19 protein-coding genes are annotated in these 20846 nt (G+C 54.0%); 3 read left to right on the top strand and 16 right to left on the bottom strand.

Going from position 1 to position 20846, the window contains the following annotated elements; translation table 11 throughout:
* Nucleotides 1-94 precede the first annotated feature (94 nt).
* A complete protein-coding gene (locus AC0YNU_RS22445; RefSeq protein WP_475760802.1) occupies nucleotides 95-1993 on the bottom strand; it encodes a PrkA family serine protein kinase in 1899 nt (632 codons plus the stop codon).
* A 452-nt stretch (nucleotides 1994-2445) separates the two neighbouring features.
* On the opposite strand from AC0YNU_RS22445, the gene AC0YNU_RS22440 reads away from it, so the two are divergent.
* Nucleotides 2446-3210, top strand: coding sequence for a DUF2161 family putative PD-(D/E)XK-type phosphodiesterase (locus AC0YNU_RS22440; RefSeq protein ID WP_475760800.1), 765 nt, complete (start codon nucleotides 2446-2448; stop codon nucleotides 3208-3210).
* A gap of 3 nt (nucleotides 3211-3213) precedes the next feature.
* Complete coding sequence (locus AC0YNU_RS22435; RefSeq protein WP_475760798.1) at nucleotides 3214-3534, top strand: Rieske (2Fe-2S) protein; 321 nt, start codon at nucleotides 3214-3216, stop codon at nucleotides 3532-3534.
* Nucleotides 3535-3640: 106 nt separating this feature from the next.
* On the opposite strand, the gene AC0YNU_RS22430 is transcribed toward AC0YNU_RS22435, so the two are convergent.
* The 3 genes from AC0YNU_RS22430 to trmL form a co-directional block, all read right to left on the bottom strand.
* Nucleotides 3641-4885 (bottom strand): aminotransferase-like domain-containing protein, encoded by a 1245-nt coding sequence (locus tag AC0YNU_RS22430; RefSeq protein ID WP_475760796.1) that lies wholly within the window; start codon nucleotides 4883-4885, stop codon nucleotides 3641-3643.
* 430 nt (nucleotides 4886-5315) lie between these two features.
* On the bottom strand, nucleotides 5316-5564 hold the full coding sequence (locus AC0YNU_RS22425; protein WP_475760794.1) for an AbrB/MazE/SpoVT family DNA-binding domain-containing protein: 249 nt from the start codon (nucleotides 5562-5564) through the stop codon (nucleotides 5316-5318).
* Between the two features lie 146 nt (nucleotides 5565-5710).
* Nucleotides 5711-6175, bottom strand: a complete 465-nt coding sequence (gene trmL / locus AC0YNU_RS22420; RefSeq protein ID WP_475760792.1) for a tRNA (uridine(34)/cytosine(34)/5-carboxymethylaminomethyluridine(34)-2'-O)-methyltransferase TrmL — start codon at nucleotides 6173-6175, stop codon at nucleotides 5711-5713.
* Between the two features lie 113 nt (nucleotides 6176-6288).
* Between trmL and AC0YNU_RS22415 the strand changes: the two genes are divergently transcribed.
* Complete coding sequence (locus AC0YNU_RS22415) at nucleotides 6289-7011, top strand: response regulator transcription factor (RefSeq protein ID WP_475760790.1); 723 nt, start codon at nucleotides 6289-6291, stop codon at nucleotides 7009-7011.
* A gap of 426 nt (nucleotides 7012-7437) precedes the next feature.
* Here the strand turns inward: AC0YNU_RS22415 and serC are convergent, their stop codons facing one another.
* The 12 genes from serC to liaF all read right to left on the bottom strand — a co-directional run bounded on the left by serC (nucleotide 7438) and on the right by liaF (nucleotide 20681).
* The gene (gene serC, locus AC0YNU_RS22410) at nucleotides 7438-8526 is read right to left on the bottom strand and encodes a 3-phosphoserine/phosphohydroxythreonine transaminase (protein ID WP_475761036.1); all 1089 of its coding nucleotides are present in this window, start codon (nucleotides 8524-8526) and stop codon (nucleotides 7438-7440) included.
* Nucleotides 8527-8733: 207 nt separating this feature from the next.
* A complete protein-coding gene (gene glnA / locus AC0YNU_RS22405) occupies nucleotides 8734-10158 on the bottom strand; it encodes a type I glutamate--ammonia ligase (RefSeq protein ID WP_475760788.1) in 1425 nt (474 codons plus the stop codon).
* 271 nt (nucleotides 10159-10429) lie between these two features.
* Nucleotides 10430-11491, bottom strand: coding sequence for a 3-deoxy-7-phosphoheptulonate synthase (aroF, locus tag AC0YNU_RS22400; protein WP_475760786.1), 1062 nt, complete (start codon nucleotides 11489-11491; stop codon nucleotides 10430-10432).
* 150 nt (nucleotides 11492-11641) lie between these two features.
* Nucleotides 11642-12148 carry a DUF2062 domain-containing protein gene (locus tag AC0YNU_RS22395; protein ID WP_475760784.1) on the bottom strand — a complete coding sequence of 169 codons (507 nt, stop codon included), beginning with the start codon at nucleotides 12146-12148 and terminating at the stop codon, nucleotides 11642-11644.
* 19 nt (nucleotides 12149-12167) lie between these two features.
* On the bottom strand, nucleotides 12168-13118 hold the full coding sequence (locus AC0YNU_RS22390; protein WP_475760782.1) for a 4-hydroxy-3-methylbut-2-enyl diphosphate reductase: 951 nt from the start codon (nucleotides 13116-13118) through the stop codon (nucleotides 12168-12170).
* Between the two features lie 68 nt (nucleotides 13119-13186).
* Nucleotides 13187-14677, bottom strand: coding sequence for a sensor histidine kinase (locus AC0YNU_RS22385; RefSeq protein WP_475760780.1), 1491 nt, complete (start codon nucleotides 14675-14677; stop codon nucleotides 13187-13189).
* Nucleotides 14678-14681: 4 nt separating this feature from the next.
* Entirely contained in the window at nucleotides 14682-15374 is a 693-nt protein-coding gene (locus AC0YNU_RS22380) for a response regulator transcription factor (RefSeq protein WP_161697869.1), read from the bottom strand.
* Between the two features lie 176 nt (nucleotides 15375-15550).
* Nucleotides 15551-17179 (bottom strand): S1C family serine protease, encoded by a 1629-nt coding sequence (locus tag AC0YNU_RS22375; RefSeq protein WP_475760778.1) that lies wholly within the window; start codon nucleotides 17177-17179, stop codon nucleotides 15551-15553.
* Between the two features lie 181 nt (nucleotides 17180-17360).
* Nucleotides 17361-17774 (bottom strand): YugN family protein, encoded by a 414-nt coding sequence (locus tag AC0YNU_RS22370; RefSeq protein ID WP_475760776.1) that lies wholly within the window; start codon nucleotides 17772-17774, stop codon nucleotides 17361-17363.
* Between the two features lie 58 nt (nucleotides 17775-17832).
* Nucleotides 17833-18498 carry a response regulator gene (locus AC0YNU_RS22365; RefSeq protein ID WP_475760774.1) on the bottom strand — a complete coding sequence of 222 codons (666 nt, stop codon included), beginning with the start codon at nucleotides 18496-18498 and terminating at the stop codon, nucleotides 17833-17835.
* Nucleotides 18485-19531 carry a sensor histidine kinase gene (locus AC0YNU_RS22360; protein ID WP_475760772.1) on the bottom strand — a complete coding sequence of 349 codons (1047 nt, stop codon included), beginning with the start codon at nucleotides 19529-19531 and terminating at the stop codon, nucleotides 18485-18487. The genes AC0YNU_RS22365 and AC0YNU_RS22360 overlap by 14 nt, the downstream gene beginning before the upstream one ends.
* Before the next feature lie 7 nt (nucleotides 19532-19538).
* On the bottom strand, nucleotides 19539-20681 hold the full coding sequence (gene liaF / locus AC0YNU_RS22355; RefSeq protein ID WP_475761035.1) for a cell wall-active antibiotics response protein LiaF: 1143 nt from the start codon (nucleotides 20679-20681) through the stop codon (nucleotides 19539-19541).
* Nucleotides 20682-20846 lie beyond the last annotated feature (165 nt).

Below are 20846 nucleotides of genomic sequence, written 5' to 3'. Positions count from 1 at the left end.
ATTCTACCTCTACTCACTTACATAATCAAGAATTCAGAACTACAACAGCGATCGGAGACCCATAACGACCGCAGGTCACTTTTTCACTCAACCGTTAACGATTCAACAAGCTGCCGACATAACGCAGAAGTTCATTCGCGCAGACCGGGCAGTAGCCATGCTCGTCGATCAGGCGTTTGGATACCTCGTTGATCCGTTTCAATTGCTTCTCGTCCGGCGTTTTGGTGGATGTCGTGATTTTGACGATATCCTTCAAATCCGTGAAGAGCTTCTTCTCGATGGCTTCGCGCAGCCGTTCGTGGCTGTAGTAATCGAATTTCTTGCCTTTGCGCGAGTAGGACGAGATCCGGATCAGGATTTCTTCCCGGAACGCCTTCTTCGCATTCTCGGACACGCCGATCTGCTCCTCGATGGAACGCATGAGGCGCTCATCCGGATCCATCTCTTCGCCCGTGAGCGGATCCTTGATTTTGGCCCAGTTGCAGTAGGATTCTATGTTGTCGAGGTAGTTCTCGAACAGCGTCCTTGCCGACTCTTCGAAGGAGTAGACGAACGCCTTCTGGATTTCCTTCTTCGCCAAGCCGTCGTATTCTTTTCTCGCGACGGAGATGAAGTTTAAGTATCGTTCGCGTTCTTCCTTGGTAATGGAAGGATGCTGATCCAGGCCGTCCTTCAGCGCGCGCAGCACGTCGAGCGCATTGATGCACTGCAGGTCCTGCTTGATTAAAGCGCTGGATATCCGGTTGATGACGTAACGCGGATCGATTCCCGACATGCCCTCTTCAATGTACTCGCTTTGCATTTCCTTCAGGTCGGCTTCCTTGTAGCCTTCCACTTCTTCGCCGTCGTACATGCGCATTTTCTTCACGAGATCCATGCCCTGCTTCTTCGTTTCCTTGAGCCGGGTCAGGATGGAGAAGATGGCAGCCGAGCGCAACGAATGCGGCGCGATGTGGATATGCTTCATATCGCTTTGGCCGATCAGTTTATTGTAGATTTTCTCTTCCTCGGATACCTTCAGGTTATACGGAATCGGCATGACGATCATCCGGGACTGGAGCGCTTCGTTCTTCTTATTGGCGATGAACGATTTGTACTCGGTCTCGTTCGTATGCGCAATGATGAGCTCATCCGCCGATATGAGCGCGAAGCGGCCCGCCTTGAAATTGCCTTCCTGCGTCAGCGAGAGCAAGTTCCATAAGAATTTCTCATCGCATTTCAGCATTTCCTGGAACTCCATCAGACCCCGGTTCGCCTTGTTAAGCTCGCCGTCGAAGCGGTAAGCCCGCGGATCGGATTCGGAGCCGAACTCCGTGATGGTCGAGAAGTCGATGCTGCCCGTAAGATCGGCGATATCCTGCGACTTCGGATCGGAAGGGCTGAACGTCCCGATACCGACGCGGTTCTCCTCCGATACGAGCACCCGTTCCACCTGTACGTTTTCGATCTCGCCGCCGAATTCGGTCTTCAGCCGCATTTGGCAGGAAGGACAGAGATTGCCTTCGATGCGGACGCCAAGCTCGCGTTCCGCCTCCGCCCGGAGTTCATTCGGAATCAGATGCAGCGGCTCTTCATGCATCGGGCAGCCTTTAATGGCATAGACTGAACCTTTGTGCGTACGCGAAAACTGTTCCAGTCCTCGTTTGAGCATGGTCACGATCGTGGACTTCCCGCCGCTGACGGGACCCATAAGCAGCAAAATCCGTTTTCTCACATCAAGCCGGCGGGCCGATGAGTGAAAATATTCCTCTACCAGTTTCTCAACGGCACGATCCAAGCCGAATATTTCTTGTTCGAAAAACTTGTATTTCTTGGTACCGCCGCTTTCCTCTACCACCCCAAACGACTCAATCATGTCATAGACACGAGCATGCGCAGTCATGGCTGGAGTTGGATCCTGTTTCAGCAGTTCGATGTACTCCTTGAAAGAGCCCTGCCAAGCCAGCTTCTCGCTTTCCGCCTTGTACTCCGAAATCCGTTTCAAAATATCCATGCCGTACCTCCTCTCGTCCATCCCGGTGTTCCTAGCTGCCTCTGCCATGCGGGTCGTGGGGGGCATTCGAACGTTTCCCACCTTCTAAAGCTGCCCGGCATTTTTTATTGAAGTAATACAATCCTATGCGCTTTCGTAAAGGAAGTTGCCCAATAATTTAAACAAGTTTTCAACAAAAAACGCCTTATAAATGAGGTTCTTTTACAAAATCGAAACGCGCTTCGCGGAGGCGAACAGGCATTACACTGTCGCCGGATCCCTTGGAAAGCCAGCAGCGCCAACGCTTTTCCACCTTCGCAACCGTGATGTCGAATAGGAAGAAAAATCGACTTCTTCCATGCTTGCCGCCTGAAGAAATGTATGACACCGCATGTCATTCCCGAATATAGCTGAGGGCCGGGCCCGAATATGTTATAATCGCCAAAGAATCTCCGTTGAAGGGAGGGCGGGAATTGGCCGTCCAACACGAGACCGAGCTGTACAAGCCGATCAAAACCTACTTCCAAGCGCAGGGCTATGAGGTAAAGAGCGAAATCATGCACTGCGATTTGGTCGCGATTCATCCCGATACGGGAGATACCCTTCTGGTTGAAATGAAGAAAACGTTCAACCTCGCCCTGCTCCTGCAAGGCATTGAACGACTTCGGCTGAATGGCAGCGTCATACTGGCCGTCGAGCGCAACCGGAAGAAAGCCGGCGCCCATAATCAACGCTTCGGGGACTTGACCGAGCTGTGCCGCATGCTGGGCCTCGGCCTTATGACGGTCACCTTCTACAAAACGAAGCCGCCGGTGCTGGAGATGCTCTGCCAGCCTGGAGATCCGCCGGTCCGCGGACAGCGGCGCGCCCGGCAGGCGAGACTGCTGAATGAATTCCGCGAGCGAAGCGGCGACTACAATACGGGAGGCAGTACCGGCCGTAAACTCGTTACCGCTTACCGGGAAAAAGCGTTGCGCATCGCTTGGGCGCTCGTCGAGCACGGCAGCTTGTCGCCGCGCGAAGCCGCGGTCCTCACGGAAATCCCGCGGGCCGCGCATTTTATGCAGAAGGATTACTACGGCTGGTTCCAACGCGTAGCCAGGGGCTTGTATAGCGTAAAGCCCGAGGGCGCGAAGGCCGTGGAGCAGCACGCGGACATTTTAAACGTCTGGCACCAGACACGAGCGGCCGTACGGACCGCCGCAGAAGCCGAACTCATCTATAAAGGAGATCATTAGACTATGAGCGAACAACATCCCGTCAAAATCATCGGCATCGTAAACGATTTCGCAGCTTTCCCGGCACCGGTCAACGTGGACAATAATCCGTTTTTTATCGTAGAAGCGCCGCGTAAAGGCGACGAACCGCAGCAGTACAATTTAATATCGGCGATTTGCCCGCACGCGGGAGGCATGGTCCGTCCTCATCTGAACGAGCTGATTTGTCCGCTGCATTATTGGTGCTTCGATCTCGCGACAGGCGAATCGACGAACATTCCAGGCGAGCAGCTGGAATGCGCGCCGCTCGAAATCCGCGACGGACAGTTCGCGCTCAAAGTTTAATCGTCTGCACGGCTTGCCTTTCGCAGGACGACATAGAACGAATGCAAGGCAAAGAAGACCGGAACCCGTTGAATCGGTTTCGGTCTTCTTGTCGTTGCTGGCAGGTTCAGAATGAGGAACGGGCGAGAAACTCGCGCACCGCTTCGGCGAACCGTTCAATGCCGGCTTCCAATTGTTCATCCGGCAGATTCGAATACGTAAGGCGAACACGGTTGCGCTGCGGATCGTTTGCGTAGAACGAAGCGCCCGTAGCGAACGTGACCTGTTTGGCCGCAGCGCTCCGAAGCAAGGCTTCCGCATCCAGACCATCGGGCAGTTCCAGCCATAGAAACATGCCGCCCTTCGGTTCCTTCCACGTGACGCCGCTTAGGTTATGACTCCGAAGCAGTGCTTGCATGCGATGCATCCGGTCGAAATAGGACATCCTAACGGTGCGTACCTGTTCATCCAGGTCGCACTTACGCAATAACTCCTCCAGGGTCCGAAGTGTCCGGATTGACTGAAAAGCTGCCCGCCCTCCGGGATCATTGCGTCCGAGAGATGGGTCCGCTGCAGCCCTTTCAGCTGAAAGACCGCGACCGCCGAAGATCCAGTCGGCACGAAACGCCGGTCCGAGCAAAGCGGAGAACGAACCCGTATACAGAACGCCACCCTCCTCGGGCTGCGTATTCAATTGGAATAATGAGGATGGCGGACAATCCGAGTGAGGCGGAAACAGCAGTTCGCCATAGCGATTGTCCTCCCATATCGTCACGTCCAGGCGCCGGCTTAACGCAAGCAGGGCGATACGCCGTTCCTCGCTCCACAGCCTGGAATCGGGGTCTCCGAGGCTCGGCATGACATAGATGAGTTTCGGCCGATGCTTCTGCATAAGGCGTTCGGCTTCAGGAATCAGAAGGCCATCCTGATCGCCTGGTACCGGTACGACATGGAGACCATGCGCGCGAAATGCGTTCATCACGGCAGGATGCGTCGGATTATCGACGAGAACAGTATCTCCGGGTTCTAAGAGCGACTGCGCAATAAGTTGGACAGTCTGCTGTGTCTCAGTCGTTAGCCGTATGTCAGATGGATCCGTCCGGACCCCGCGGAGTGCCATGAAGGCGCATAACCGTTCTCGAAGTGACAAGAGCGCATCGGACGTTACCGGCACGGATGAGTCGTCGTCGCCATCGGCCTCGCGGTCGAATTCAGCCTTTTGCGCATCCATGACCATTTCGCGCGGAAGACAATCATCCGCCGGCACATCCCCTGCGAACGAGATGATCGCGTCCTGATCGGCTTGCTTCAATAAATCCGCCAATGAAGCGGTTCCCGGTCCCTCCGCTCGGCGCGTATTTCGACTTTTCATCCTCCGTCCCTCCTCAAATGCCTATTGTCACATGTTACGCAGCAACAGGCTCAGGCGGAACGGGAAGCCGTAAAGTTCATGATCGCGTCACCTTACCATGTGCGATTTCGATTTGAAGTATGCCATCCGACCATACGCCGTAACAACTTGTTCACAACTTTCGACGTTTTCTTTTCGGGTCTCGTTGGGTATAATGAGGGGAGTGCTTGCCAAGATTCGTGCCGAACGACCGGCAACCTAGGGGGTAAGAGGAATGACAATTAACTTTCTGATCGTCCTTATCGTCTTCGCATTGTTCTTGATCGCAATGATGACGGCGTCCTACAATGAGGACCAAACCAAAGGCTTGTAAGAAACCGAATGAAAAAGAAGCTTTCAGCCGCTGTTATCCACAGCTGCCGAAAGCTTCTTTTATTTGTCCCTCTCGCGATTACTGCCTCAGCTGGGCCATTTCAGACATGCACTTGCCGCACAAGTAGCGTTCTTTGAATCCCCGAACGTCCTCCAACACCCCGCAAAATACACAGCGCGGACGATAGCGCTCCAAAATAATATGATCGCCCTGCACTAAGATTTCGACAGGATCTCCTTCGTTCATTTGATATCTCTTCCGAAGGGATTTGGGCAGCACAATGCGCCCGAGTTGGTCCACTTTCCGAACAACGCCAGCCGGTTTCACAATCACACATCTCCTGTAGTCGCAATTTGTAAGCTATCACGTGATGACAGTTTTGCATCCTACTTAGGGTTCGATAGTCATGTATTAATTCCTGCATTTTTTTATATTTGCTTAATATTGTGCAAGAATTATGGAATACTTTGCCTTTATTCCAAGCCCGGGAAGCCTATTTGGCGAAATGCCTCGAATATGACGATCGCAGCCGAGTTCGACAAATTCAGCGATCTGACCTTATCGGTCATCGGAATGCGGATGCAGGTGTCCGGATAGATATCCAGAATGGACTGGGGCAGCCCCTTCGTTTCTTTGCCGAAGACGAAGAAATCGCCGTCCCGGTAGGTCTGTTCGGAATAAACCTTGGAGTTGCGCGTACTGGCGCAAAAGAAGCGGCCGTCCGGAAACTCCGCCTGCAGCTCCTCGAAAGAATCGTGATGGCGCACATCCACGGCGTACCAGTAATCCAGACCGGCGCGTTTGAGCGTTTTATCGTCCGTTCGGAACCCGAGCGGATGGACCAAATGCAAAATAGTTCCGGTAGCGGCGCAGGTACGCGCGATATTGCCGGTGTTGGCGGGAATTTCCGGTTCGACGAGCACGATATGAAATGCCATATTTTTTGTTAACTCCTCTTCATTTTTTACACAGCATTTACGCTTGTTTAATCTATTGTGAAAACTTGGCCTTCATAATAGAGGTATCATTGCAAGAAAAGGAGATCATAACGATGAAGAAAAAAATATTAATCGTCGATGACGAGCCATCCATCTCCATGCTGCTGGAATTTAATTTGAAGCTTGCAGGCTACGAAGTCCGCTGCGTCCAAGATGGGGAGGCCGTATTCGACCTCTTGAAGCCGTTTCGTCCCGATCTCATCGTTCTTGATCTTATGCTTCCCAAGATGGACGGCATCCAAGTGTGCCGGGAGCTCCGTAAGCAAAACAATGCCGTACCCATCATCATGCTGACTGCCCTGCAGGACATAACGGACAAAATTGCCGGACTCGACAACGGCGCCGACGACTATATGACCAAACCGTTTTCTCCACAGGAGCTGCTGTCCCGTATTCAAGCGATCTTCCGCAGAACCCAGTCGCTACCGGGTGCCCAGGAAACGATCGTCCACGAAATCGGGCGGATGTCCGTCTTGGCCGAACAACGCGAAGTCCAAGTGGACGGCAAAGCGGTCGAGCTGACGCCGAAGGAATTCGAGCTGCTGCTCTTCTTATGCCGCCACCGAGGCAAAGTGCTCAGCCGCCAGCAGCTGCTGCATGGCGTGTGGGACTATCATTTCCTCGGCGACACGCGCATCGTCGACGTTCATATCAGTCACCTTCGCGATAAGATCGAGAAAAACGCACGTACGCCGGAATATATCATGACCGTCCGCAACGTGGGCTACAAGCTGTCCGGCCCAGGCGTCAGCGCAGCGGACTCGTCGCTGGCTTAAAGAGCTTTGTCTACCCATGGCCTTGTACCATGCGTTGCTTAGGACCTTAGCTCTTATTTAAAGCCTTCATTCTCGCTTGGTTCGTCTTTCATCTCCAACTCCAAGACTTCGCTCTAGCATTTCAATCAGAAGACCGCCGTCCATTGAGGACCGGCGGTCTTTGTTTGTTTCCCCCAAATTTGTCGTACCGCGGCAGCAAAAGTGACCGAAGGTTGGTTGGAGTCGGAAAAGCGAAGCGTATGCTTCCGAAGCTGGTGAATGCTGCATTCCCTGTCCTCCGACAGTGAACGCAAACCAATCACCTTAAGCGGTCGCCTTTGTAGTCGGGAATTCACCTATTCATCTTAGCAAATTCAAAATTCCCGACTACAACAGCGATTGGAGACCCCACCGACCGCAGGTCACTCCTCCTCTGCGAGTTACCTTCTACCCGTTACGCTTCATAAAGTCACCCATGAAATCAGCCAGCGCCTTGCAGCTCTCGAGCGGCACGGCATTATACGTAGATGCGCGCAAACCCCCCACGCTCCGATGGCCCTTCAGACCTACGAAACCTTGCTGCTCGGATTCCTTGGCGAATTGCTTCTCCAGCTCTTCCGTACCGAGACGGAACGTGATGTTCATCGACGAGCGGCTGCCGACATCGGCGAAACCGCGGTAGAAACCGCCGCTTTGGTCGATCGCGTCGTAGATCAGCTTCGTTTTGTCGCGATTGAACTGTTCCATGGCTGCAACGCCTCCGCGTGCTTTCACCCACTGGAGCATGAGGCCGACCAGGTAGACGGAGAAGGACGGCGGCGTATTATAAAGCGAGTTATTCTTCACATGCGTGTCATAACGAAGCATGGTCGGAATCGTCTTCGGACTTTCCGCGACCAAATCCTCGCGTACGATGACGATCGTCACGCCCGAAGGTCCCAGGTTTTTCTGAGCGCCGGCATAAATCATGCCGAATTTGCTTACATCAACCGGACGGCTGAGGATATCGCTCGACATGTCGCCGATCAGCGTAACGTCGCCCGTGTCGGGATATACCGCATATTGCGTGCCTTCGATCGTTTCATTGGACGTAATATGCAGGTAGGCGGTATCGGCCGGCAATTGAATGTCGCCAAGTGCCGGAATACGGTTGAATTTGTCGGCTTCCGAAGTCGCGGCGATTGCCGTCGAACCGAACAGCTTCGCTTCCTTATACGCCTTCTCTGCCCAGCTGCCCGTATGCACGAACGCGGCCGTCTTGCCAGGCGTCAGCAGATTCATCGGAATCATGGCAAACTGCGTGCTGGCTCCGCCTTGCAGGAACAATATTTTATAATTGCTCGGAATACCGAATAATTCACGAAGCAGAGATTGAGCCCCGTCGTTTACTCCCTCAAAAACGCTGCTGCGGTGGGACATTTCCATGATGGACATCCCGGTTCCCGCATAGTCGATAAATTCCTGTTGTGCTTGCTGCAGCACTTCCAGCGGCAGAGCCGCCGGTCCGGCATTAAAGTTATACGCGCGATTCGTCACTGACACTCACTCCACTCTTCAATTTGCTTATGTAGTATGATAGCAATTTTGCGGCTTGGCATCAAGTCATAAAGTCGAACAAAAATGAAAGTTTAATACATAATATTCGGATTTAGGCGATAAAAACGCTTTCCACTACGAAAATGTCCAAATGAAAAGCGAGCTCTCGCAGAGAGCTCGCTTGAAGGTTGATTAAATAAGTGCGGATTAGCAGTCGAAGTAGAGGCTGTACTCGTGCGGATGAACACGGATCGATACAGCTTTGGCTTCTGCGCGTTTCAGGGATACGAAGTTGTCGATGAAGTCTTGCGTGAATACGCCGCCTTCAGTCAAGAACTCGGAATCAGCTTCCAACGCGTCAAGCGCTTCGTCCAGGGAGCCTGGTACGGAACGGATTTCTTTCTTGTCTTCGTCGGACAGATCGTAGATGTTTTTGTCGAAAGGACCGTAGCCAAGAGCCACTGGATCCAGTTGACGTTTGATACCGTCCAAGCCAGCAAGCAGCATTGCTGCGAAGGCCAGGTAAGGGTTAGCCGTGGAGTCCGGTGTACGGAACTCAATACGGCAGCCTTTAGGCGTTACGGCAGCAACCGGAATACGGATCGCTGCGGAACGGTTACCTTTCGAGAATACGAGGTTAACCGGTGCTTCATAGCCTGGTACCAGACGTTTGAAGGAGTTCGTCGAAGGGTTCGTGATTGCGATCAACGCTGGAGCGTGATGCAGGATACCTCCGATGTAGTGCAGAGCCAATTGGCTCAGGTTTGCATAAGCGCCTTTCTCGTAGAACAGCGGGGAATCGCCGTTGAAGATCGAGCTATGCACGTGCATGCCGCTGCCGTTATCGCCGAAAAGCGGTTTAGGCATGAAAGTTGCAACTTTACCCCATTGGCGGGCAACGTTGTTGATGATGTATTTATATTTCAGCAGGTTATCGGCAGTTTTAGTCAGCGTGTCGAAACGGAAGTTGATTTCCGCTTGACCGGCTGTTGCCACTTCATGGTGATGACGCTCGACGCGTAGGCCGGATTCTTGCATCAAACGAACCATTTCGCTGCGGATGTCTTGTTGAGCATCGACTGGAGCTACCGGTACATAGCCGCCTTTTACGCCGATTTTGTAGCCAAGGTTGCCGCCTTCTTCTTTGCGGCCCGTGTTCCAGGCAGCTTCGTCCGAATCAACGGAGTAGTAAGAAGTGTTCATTTTGCTTTCGAAGCGAACGTCGTCGAAAATGAAGAATTCCGACTCAGGCGCGAAGAAAGCCGCCGTGCCAACGCCTGTCGTTTGCAGGTATTCCTCGGCTTTTTGAGCGATGCTGCGCGGATCGCGCTCGTAGCGTTCGCCGTCCGGCGTGTGGATGTTGCACATAATGTTCAATGTCGGGTGATCCGTGAAAGGATCCACGAAGCTGGATTCTGTGTCCGGCATCATAACCATGTCGGATTCTTCGATGCCGCGGAAGCCCGCGATCGAGGAACCGTCAAAAGCTACGCCGTTTACAAACGTATCGGCATCCACTTCCGTAGCAGGAAGCGTGATGTGGTGCGCGTGGCCGGAAAGATCCACGAAGCGGAAATCGACAAACATGATGTTGTTTTCTTTAATTGTGTTCAAAACATTTTGAACTGACATTAGGTATTTCCTCCATTTCCGAACATTTGCGATGTGTAGGACAATAATTGTTCAACTTCTGCACTGAAACTATGTCGTTATTATAGAATTAAGGGTCAAATCTCGTCAATAGCTATGTAAGGTATTTTTTGACCGCTTTGTTAGCTAACTTCACATAATTTTCATTTTCAAAAAAGTCTTGGAATTCTGGCAAATGAAAAAGCCGAAGGACGCTGATTCAGCGTCGGCTTCGGCTTCGTAAATGCGATAACGGCGCCGCATGGCGGCTTCTTCATTTCACCCAGGTCGTGAAGTATTCCGCGGATTCTTTCGGCGTATCGAACCGTTTCCCCACGAGATTACCGAGCTGCTCCAGCTCTTTCAACAGCTTCGCGAATTGGTCCGGGAAGAGAGATTGAACGCCGTCTCCCGTCATTGAATTGTCGGGATCGGTATGCATCTCGATAATGAGTCCATTCGCCCCCGCTGCAACCGATGCCTTGGACATCGGCTCTACCAGCTCGCGCCGGCCCGTGCCGTGGCTCGGATCCGAGATTACCGGCAAATGGCTGAGCCCTTGAAGGACGGGAATGGCTGCGAGATCGAGCGTATTGCGCGTGTAAGATTCGAATGTTCGGATTCCGCGCTCGCAAAGCATAACGTTCGGATTTCCGCCCGCCAGAATATATTCCGCCGCATTGAGGAATTCGTCGTACGTTGCGCTGAAGCCCCGCTTCAGCAATACCGGCGTTTTCACCGTACCGAGCTTGCGAAGCAAGTCGAAATTTTGCATATTGCGCGTGCCGACTTGTAGAATGTCGGCGTATTCGCAGCAGACATCCACGTATTCCGGCGTCATGACTTCCGTAATCGTAAGCAGGCCGTGTTTCTTGCCCGCTTCCGCCATCATGGCCAATCCTTCTACGCCGACGCCTTGGAAGCTGTAAGGGCCCGTGCGCGGTTTGAAAGCCCCGCCCCGGAGCACCTGTCCGCCGGCTGCCTTGACCAATCTTGCGATCTCATCGATTTGCTCCGGCGTTTCGACGGCGCACGGTCCGCCCATAATCGTGAGATTGTCGCCGCCGATTCGGACGCCTTTAATTTCAATGATCGTATCGTCGGGATGAAAGTCGCGGCTCGCGAGCTTGTAGGACTTCGAAATTTTGATTACGTTCTCCACGCCTTTCATTTGGCGCAGATGCTCAGCGAGCGTCGGCTCCGCCTTGCCGATGATACCGATTACCGTACGATCCGTTCCGCGCGAGACATGCGCCTGCACGCCCGCTCTCTCAATATGCTGGACGATCTCCAAGATACGCTCTTCCGGCTCGTTGTTTTTCGTTATGACGATCATTGAAATAACTCCCTCTCTATCACGCTTAGACGCGTGTTCGCTTTTAAGCTTCGACGCTTTGTGGCTTTTATGCTTTTAATCGCTAAAGTAAATATAAATGAAAAAACCGGTTCCGTCAAGAACCGGTTTTCGCTGTTTTTACGTCTATTATTATGACAGCGGCTTTGCTTCCAAAGCCAATCGACGCTGCTTACGCTTCTCTTTGCGTTTATCCGCCATATATTTGATGAGGAATCGCACTGGGAAATAGAATAACGCACCCAGCAAGAGACCGTCGATAACTCCGCCGACGATTAGCTTCAAATTCACGAGCAGCGCATGATTCAGCCAGTGCGGGAGAAACGGGATATCTACCTTCATATGATTCGGCAGCACCGCGCCGCCCACCATGCTGTTCACGAAGGCAACCGGAATGAAAATGACTTTCCCGAACACGAAGCCGACCAAGGCGCCGGCCAGGCTCGCCCCCATCCAATAAATAAGAGGGAATATAAGGAAGAACGCTAACCCGTACGTAGGGAGCGTGAACATTTCCACGAAGATGCCAATTGAAAATCCAAGGGCCACGATGGCCGGACCGCCTGGGGCCCGCATCAACTGCGTATATTTATATTTTAGCCAACGTTTAATCGAGCGCTGTTTTCTCGGTGAGGACATTGGGCTGCGCTCCTTTCACTTACTGAACCGATTTCACGCGAATAACCGGAAGCAATTTATCCATCTTGACCGTGCGGTGTATCTCCCAAGTCTCTGGTTTGTCGTTATCATACTGCTCCAAGTAAGCAATGACTTCCTTCGTCAGCGGCGTCGGCGTCGATGCGCCCGAGGTGACAGCCACCCGATTCTTGCCGATCAGCCACTCGCGGTCGATCTCGGAGACGTCCGAAACCCGGTAGGCGGGTACGCCGGCAATTTCTTCCGACACTTGCGCCAAACGGTTGGAATTGTTGCTTCGCGGATCGCCGACGACGATGCACAGCTCCGCTTGACCCGCCTGCTCGGCGACCGCTTCCTGTCTGACTTGCGTAGCCAGGCAAATTTCATTGTGGATTTCCGCCGCCGGAAAGACCTCAAGAAGCCTGCTGATCAGATGACGGATATCCCACTGGGACATCGTTGTCTGATTCGTAATAATGATGCGATCGGATTGAAGAGCCAACGCATCGATATCCGAATCGCGTTCAATCAGGTGAACGTGATCGGGCGCGATGCCGATCGCCCCTTCAGGCTCCGGATGGCCTTTCTTGCCGATATAGATGACCTCGTAGCCGTCCGCGGTCCGCTCGCGAATGAGATCATGCGTCTTCGTCACGTCCGGGCATGTCGCATCGACAACCGTGAGCCCGCGTTCCTTCGCGCGCTTCCGGACTTCCGGAGAGACGCCGTGAGCCGTGAAAATAACGGTTCCGGCCGTAATCTGCTCCAAAATTTCCAAGCGGTTCTCGCCGTCAAGCGTAATGACGCCTTCCTGCTTGAACGCTTCCGTCACATGACTATTATGGACGATCATGCCCAAAATATAGATCGGCCTCGGTAAATCCAAATTGCGGGCCGTTTGCAAAGCTAGAACCATGGCATCCACGACACCGTAGCAATAACCGCGCGGAGATATTTTTACAATTTCCATCGAAAATGCTCACCTGCTTTCCTGCTTACCCATTCCATATGACAGGGCCAAAATGCCCAGTTCTACTATTATACTTCATTCGCACTGCCGAGGAAAGCAATCGGAAGCCATACGGTAAATGTCGTTCCTTCGCCTTCGCGCGTCGATACTTCGACAGAGCCGCCGTGCTCGTCGATGATCCATTTGGCGATCGACAGCCCGAGTCCGGTGCCGCTCGTCTCTCCTCTGGATTCGTCCGCACGATAGAAGCGCTCGAATATATGCGGCACTTCCTTGTTGTTCATGCCGATTCCCGTATCCTTAATGATGATGCCGGCTTGATCCTGCGAACGGACCGCCCGCATCTCGACATAACCGCTCGGCGTATACTTGAATGCATTCTCAACGAAAATGAACAGCAGCTGACGCAAAAAATCAGCGTGCGCATTTACTTGTACGTTCTCGATGGCAGTTAGGTTCCCGATTTTCCAATCTGCATTTCTTGGAAGCAGCTGCGCCCTGCGCGCTACGTCCTCGACAAGCGGAAGAAGCGGCTGCGTCGTCTTCTCCATCTCATAGCCGGCATCCGCGCGGGCAAGCGCCAACAGATCGTTCACGAGGTTCGACATGCGCTTGGCCTCGCCTGCGATATCGTGCATCGCTTCGCGCGTCATCGTCATCCGGCTGCGGTCGCTTTCGGACGTATCGCCGCCGGAGTCGACCAAGCCGCCGGAACTACCGACTCCCGCCTCAAGCATAGGCGGCCACATCCGCTCCAGCAGCTCGATATTGCCTCGAATCGTCGTGAGCGGCGTTCGCAGCTCGTGGGAAGCATCGGACACGAACCTTCGCTGGGCTTTGTACGCATCGTCCAATTCGTTGTAGGTCGTCTCGATGCGGCCGAGCATGCCGTTCAGCGTGTCCGTCAGTCGGCCGATTTCATCATTCGGGCCGCTGATCGGAATGCGCATGCTGAGATCGGATTCATTCTGGATGCTCTTGGCGGCCCGGATTACGTTCTCGATCGGCCGCAATGATTTGCGCGCCAAGAAAAGTCCGATCGTAAAGGCAATGACGATGACGCCGAAGGATGCGAAGATCAGGATCGTCCGCAGATTCTTCATGTAATTATCGATCGGACTCGTAAACACGGCAATTTGAAGCAGACCTACAATCTGGTTGTTTTGCTTCAGCCGCAGGGGCTGCTGATAGGCCAAAAATTTATATTGGTCCAGCTTCAGCGTGACATAGCCCTGGGTTATATTTTCGTTCGGATCCGGAACCGCGAATTGCTTGTTCGCTCTGCGCAGGTTGTCGGACTTTGCGACTTCCCCGTTCGTGTAGTTCTTCACTTGAATGTACACGTTGCTTTCAAACTGATTATCGAAATCGAGATTAAGTCCATTGAAATTGTTCGCGTAGGAATAAATCTTCATTTGCCCGAGTTGATTTTGGATTTCCGTCTTGACGTCCCGGTATGAATTGTAGTTGACGAACAGATAAATGGAGAGGCTGAAAATGCAAAGCGTCACGGTCAGCAGCGCGGAATACCACAGGGTCAGTCGAAGCCGGATCGACATCGGGTCAGCCCCCTTCGCCCCGGAGCACGTAGCCCGTTCCGCGCACGGTTTGAATGAGCCGCGAGCCTGAGCCGTCCTCCGTCTTCTGGCGGAGCATCGCGATGTACACCTCGAGCACGTTAGACTCGCCGCTGTAATCGAAGCCCCAGATTTTGTCCATGATGGAATCGCGCGTCAGCACGCGGCGCGGATTCTGCATCAGCAGCTGCAGCAGATCGAACTCCTTGGCCGTCAGGTCGATTCGGCGTCCGCTGCGGATCGCCTCCCTGGAATCCAGATCAAGCGTCAAATCCTCGAATTGCAGACGGCTCGAGCTTTCCTCCAGCTTATCCGGCTTACGGCGAAGCAGCGCCCTGACGCGGGCAAGCAGCTCTTCGAGCGCGAACGGCTTCACCAAATAATCGTCGGCGCCGAGATCGAGCCCGCGGACGCGGTCCTGAATATCGTCTTTCGCGGTGAGCATCAGGATCGGCACGGAGCTGCCGCCCTCGCGTACGCGCCGGCACACTTCCCAGCCGTCCACCTGCGGCATCATCACGTCCAGGATCAGCAGATTCGGATCGCTGGCCAGCATTTGCTTCAAGCCTTCGATGCCGTTATTCGCGGTCGTTACCTCATAGCCTTCGAAGGCGAGGCTGCGCCTGAGCAAGGAGGTAATTTTCTCGTCGTCATCCACTACTAATATATGCGGTCTCATGGCTTACCCCCATCGTCGAATGTCTCCTATTGCAAAAAAACTGCCTTCATTATAGCGCAAATCATTTCCGGCACGAAACACGCATGCGTTCAAAACTCCAAATAAAGGGGCGCAAGTTCAGCCGTCAAGCTGCCCTGCGCCCCATGGGAGCGAATATCATTCGTTCGTTTTGAGCGTTATTGCTGCTGCGTCGCAAAATCGTTCTTGTTACCGATCGTCACTTTCAAATCCATTTTCTGTCCGTTGCGGATAATGTTCAGCGTGGAGACATCGCCGACTTTCTTCTTCTGAATGGCGGCGATCAGGTCCTCGCGGTTATATTTCTTGCCGTCGATTCCCAAGATGACATCGTATTGTCTCAGATCCGCCATGTAGGCCGGCGATTTGTACATGATATCCGATACGACCGAGCCGTCCGTGCTGTTCAGGCCGAGCTCTTTGGCAAGCGGTTCGGTAATCTCGGCCAATGTTGCCCCGATAAACGGAACCGGCGCTTTCGGAATCTCTTTGTTCGATTTCAAATTTTCAAGCACTTCGGTAATCGTGCTGGTCGGAATCGCGAATCCGATGCCCTGTGCCTGCGAGCTGACGGCCGTATTGATGCCGACGACTTCCCCGTTCAGGTTCAGCAGCGGGCCGCCGGAATTACCCGGGTTAATGGAAGCGTCCGTTTGCAGCAGATGCTGATATTGGCGCGTGCCTTCGGAATCCGGAATCGTGATCGGACGTTCCTTGGCGCTCAGCACGCCGACGGTGACCGTGTGATCGAAGCCGTACGGATTGCCGATTGCCACAACCCAGTCCCCGATATTGATTTTGTCCGAGCTGCCGATCGGAAGCGTCGGGAATGCCTTCGTGTTCTCGACTTTCAATACTGCCAGATCGAGATTATAGTCGGAGCCGAGCTTCTTCGCGATGAACGGCTTGCTGTAGCCTTGAACGGTAACCTGAATTTCGTCCGCATCCGCCACGACGTGCTGGTTCGTCAAAATGTAGCCGGTTGAATCGAAGAAGAATCCCGTACCGATGCCTTCAGGCGTCAAATCGCCGCTGCCTTGGCTGCCGTTGTCCTGTCCGTTCCCTTGGCCCTGGCCTTGCCCGCCGTTCCCTTGGCCTTGGTCGCCGGAGCCGTCGTCGCCGAAGAATTGGCTGAAGAAGTCATCCATGCTTCCTTGCTGGTTGTTGGACTGCTGCTTCGTGAACGTCTCGATCTTCACGACCGCCGGGCTTGCTTTCTCGAACAGCTGCGCGATATTGTTCGGTCGGACCACGTCGGCCGCCGTCGAGACGCTTCCGTTATCCCCGGCGCTGCCTACCGCCGGATCCGCGGTATTGGACTGCTGCACGAGCGTCTGTTCCGACGTGAACCAATTCTCCCGATCGGATACGTACATCAGCGATCCGACAGCGAGCACGCCAACCAGGAAGGAGGCGAACATCGCCTTGAACGGCGAACGGCGCTTTTCTTTGGCCTGCCAGCCGCTGCGGGCCGATTGCGAGGGAGCAAAGGATCGCAGCTGCGTTGGCGGCGTGACTTCTACCGAACTATGCTGCGCGCTTTCCGGAGCTTCTTGCTGCCGTGATTCGGATGCGGCGCGCGGGCCGTAACCGTCCGGATCGGCTGCCTCTTCGGAGCCTGGCTTGAAAGGACCGTAAGAGTAGTAGTATGACGATTTGCCTGACTCGGCGTCTTCCGGCTTCGCGTCATGTGCTTTATGGGTGGAATCGCCGCTCTCGCCGCCGTCCTCGTTATCCTTAGGCTTGAAGAAATCGTCGAAATCGTTTTTTTTGTTTTGGTCGTCCATCGTTTAACTCCTCCTTGAATTTCCCATGATAAGCTGCTTTCGTTTGGTTCGTTGCTGTTCTATAGTTCTATCTTGCACAATCTACCTTAAATCAAACTTAAAATTGTTATAATGCCAAATAAAAAAAACCGGGTTGCCGTATAAATCAGCATTACCCGGTATTGCGGCCCTTCTATCAACTCTAGTGAAGCAAGCGACCCTCTACTTCGGCGAGCACTTCCTTCGCCTTGCTCACCCATTTGCCGTCGACTTCGGCATCGGGATCCAGCGGCTCCTGAAATTGATTCATCAAGCCGCCCAGCGTGGTCACTTGCGCCTCGCTGTCCAGCCCTTCATTGTACACATGATTCAGAACGAAAGGCTGGCCCAGCTTGATCTTGGCGTCCAAGTCCTGCGTCTCGCTGTCGATCGCGCCGTTAATGACCGCGAACGGCATTCGGAGCCAGACCATTTGCGCCTCATCCAGGCTGCGGTCGAAATAGCCATGCTCGTAGTCCCAGCTGCCGCCAAGCGCGAATTGGTGCTCCTCCAGCAGGCTCTTCACTTCGGTAAATTCCTTCTCGCTGGATTCCAGCTTCGATTCAAGGGGGATCATAACGGGCATTCTCCTCTTGGCCTTAGTATAGCGTTAAGGTACCCTGCCCCGTTGACATTTATCCCGTCTTTACCCACCCTTTGCGATGCGCGTAAACGGCCAGCTGCGTACGATCCTCCAGCTCGCATTTCATCAGCAGGTTGCTGACATGCGTCTTCACGGTCTTGATGCTGATATGGAGCTCCTCGGCGATTTCTTTGTTCGCCATGCCTTCGGCGATGAGCAGCAGCACTTCCTTCTCGCGGTCCGTCAAGCCTTCGTCCGCTCCTTGCGTGCTCCGCTGCCGCAAGCCGCGCGTCAGCGCTTGCGACACGTCATGCGTCATGACCGGCATTCCCTTGGCCGCGCCATTCAGCGCATAGATCAATTCCTCCGCGGAAACGGTCTTCAGCACGTAGCTGACCGCACCGGCTTCGACGGCGGCGACGACCTTCTCGTCCTCCAGAAAGCTCGTCAGCATGACGATTTTCAGCTGCGCGAATTCCTTCATCATGATTCTCGTCGCTTCCACGCCGTCCATGACCGGCATCATGAGATCCATTAATACCAGCTGGGGAGGTCCCCCTGCGATACCCGCGCGAAGCATGTCGATCGCTTCCTGTCCGTTCCCCGCTTCGGCGATGACCTCGAATTTGGGATCCAGCATCAGATACGTACGAAGTCCGGCCCGCACCATATCATGGTCATCGACAATCATTATCTTCCATTGATCATTCGCGCTCATCGTATCGCTCGGCTCCTTTTTTGTTCACGTAATTCGGCAGCGTGACTCTGACTCTCGTTCCGCTCCCCGGCTTGCTGATAATGGACGCGTCGCCGCCCAGCTTGCCTGCCCGCTCGCGCATCGTCGAGAGGCCGTAAGAACCGCGCTTCACTTGATCCGCCCGGAAGCCCGCTCCGTCGTCCTGCAGCGTCATGACGATTTGACGTTCGGTTTCCGCCACGGTCAGCAGCGCCGTCTGAGCGCCGGCATGTTTGACGATATTGGCCATCGCTTCTTGGACGATCAGAAATAATTGATGCTCCTTCGCGTCGGAAAGCTTCTCCTTCACGCGCCACTCAAGCACCCCTTGCAGGCCATTCTGCCGGCAGTAGTCCGGAAACCATTTGTCGAGCGCCTCCTGCAGCGACCTGCCTTCGAGCTCCATGGGACGAAGCTGCGCAATGAAGCCCCGCATTTGCTTCTGCGCCATGGAGGATATGGAGATGAGCTGATCCATGACGTCGCCCGCGCGGTCCGGATTGATCTCCAGCAGCTTCGGGAGCGAAGAAGCGGACATATGAATGGCAAATAATTGCTGGCTGACCGTATCGTGCAAATCGCGCGCCAGCCGCCTCCGTTCCTCGAGCACGGCCGCTTCATTGGAAGCCGCCTCGCGCATGACCTGCTCTTCGCCGGAGCGCTGGATCCACTGCGTACGCTCGTCGAGCGATTCCAGCATATCGTTAAACTCCCGGAACGCCGGCGTGAACGTCCCCTCTTCCGGCAGCCGCGTGCCGTAATTCCCGTGAGCGGCCTGCTTCAGCCCGATGACCATCATGTCGATCTGACGCTGAATCCGTTTGGCAGCCCAATACCCGAAACCCGCGCTGACGATCAAGAAGATGGCGATCACGCCGATCCACCAGTCGTTCTGCAGCTTCTCCTTGGTCAGCATCTCGCAGCCCAGCTCCCAGATGAGCACCGAGACGACGGAGGAAGCGACGAAGAGAAGGATCATATCCCATTTGCTGTTTCGAAACAAACGAACCATCATGCGCGGATCAACCTACTTTCGTGACCCGCACATCGCCGATAAACGTACTCACGTGCAGCCGTATTTTTTTGTCCGTATCTTGGAATAACGGCGTTTCGACATCGATGTTCTTGAAGATGCCGCCTTCCTTCTGTTCCAGCACCGCCACGTCGCCGACGAAAGCGCTCGTCACGACGTGAACGCCGATCTCGTAATCGTTCGGCAGGTACACCTTCACGTCGCCGATGAAAGAGGAGATGTTGATGACCGTTTCGCCGACCGGAATTTGCGCTTTCGTCAGATCAAGCACCGTATCCCCGATAAAGTGGGAAATGTTCATCGGCTTGAGCTCCCAATAATCGTGGCCGAGATAGATATCCCCGATAAAGCCGGAACGCGTTTGAACGTTCGGATCGTGGTTCCACCACTCCACGCGGTCCTTGCGGTGAATATGTCTCTGAATATGGCGCTCATAGTGACGGGAGTTTCTTTGCTCGATGCGCTCGCGAATCTTAGCCGCGCGCAAGGCATGCTTCTCCCAGTGGTCTATCCGCCTATGATGCAAACGCTGCGCAATCCGCTCCATCGGATCGCCTCTGCCATCCCGCGGAGGCTGCTCGTAAGGACCCGCTGCCGGTCCCTGCTCCTTGTTCGGCCTCGACATGGACGGATCTTGTTCTTCCGGGCCGTAGACCGCATCCGTCCGTTCGGCCTGCTGCCGAATTTCCTCTTCCGTCCGGGGCCTTGTCGGATCCGGATGGAGCGGAGGCGCGGGCGGCACGAGATCGTCCGCGGACGGACCGTAGGTATAGGCCTTCCATTCATCCTTCAGCTTCTCTTCGTTGATTTTCCGCGATTTGGGTTTAAATATCATGGAGAGCCCGAAGATAATGAGGACAAGCGGAGCGGCGAATTTCATCACGTCGCCCATCGACCAAATCAACAAGTCCAAGTTGCGGCCGAGGAACAAAAATCCGAGCACGATCAGCACGCCGGAGCCGAATGCGCTGCCTCGGCCGTATACCATCCGCTGCAGCAGGCCCTGCACGCCCATAAACATAAGAATGACCGGCCAATAGACGGAGAAAATCTCGCCGATATCGAAATCGGCATAACCGCCTTGCCTTAACATGAGCCCGACTCCGACGACAATGATGAGAAGGCCCCACATTAATCGATTAATAAAATTACCGTTCATTGACGACACCAGCTTCCGAAGAATTATGCAAGGTTTGTACCCCAAGTATAACAGGAGGCGCAGAGGGCACAAAAGGGTCTGTCGATTGACCCGGCCTACGTCTTGAGGCTGAGTTTATAGTTGCGGTTTGACCGTCAT

Source organism: Paenibacillus sp. J31P316, from assembly GCF_056269105.1.
This window is presented reverse-complemented; position numbering and strand designations above follow the sequence as displayed.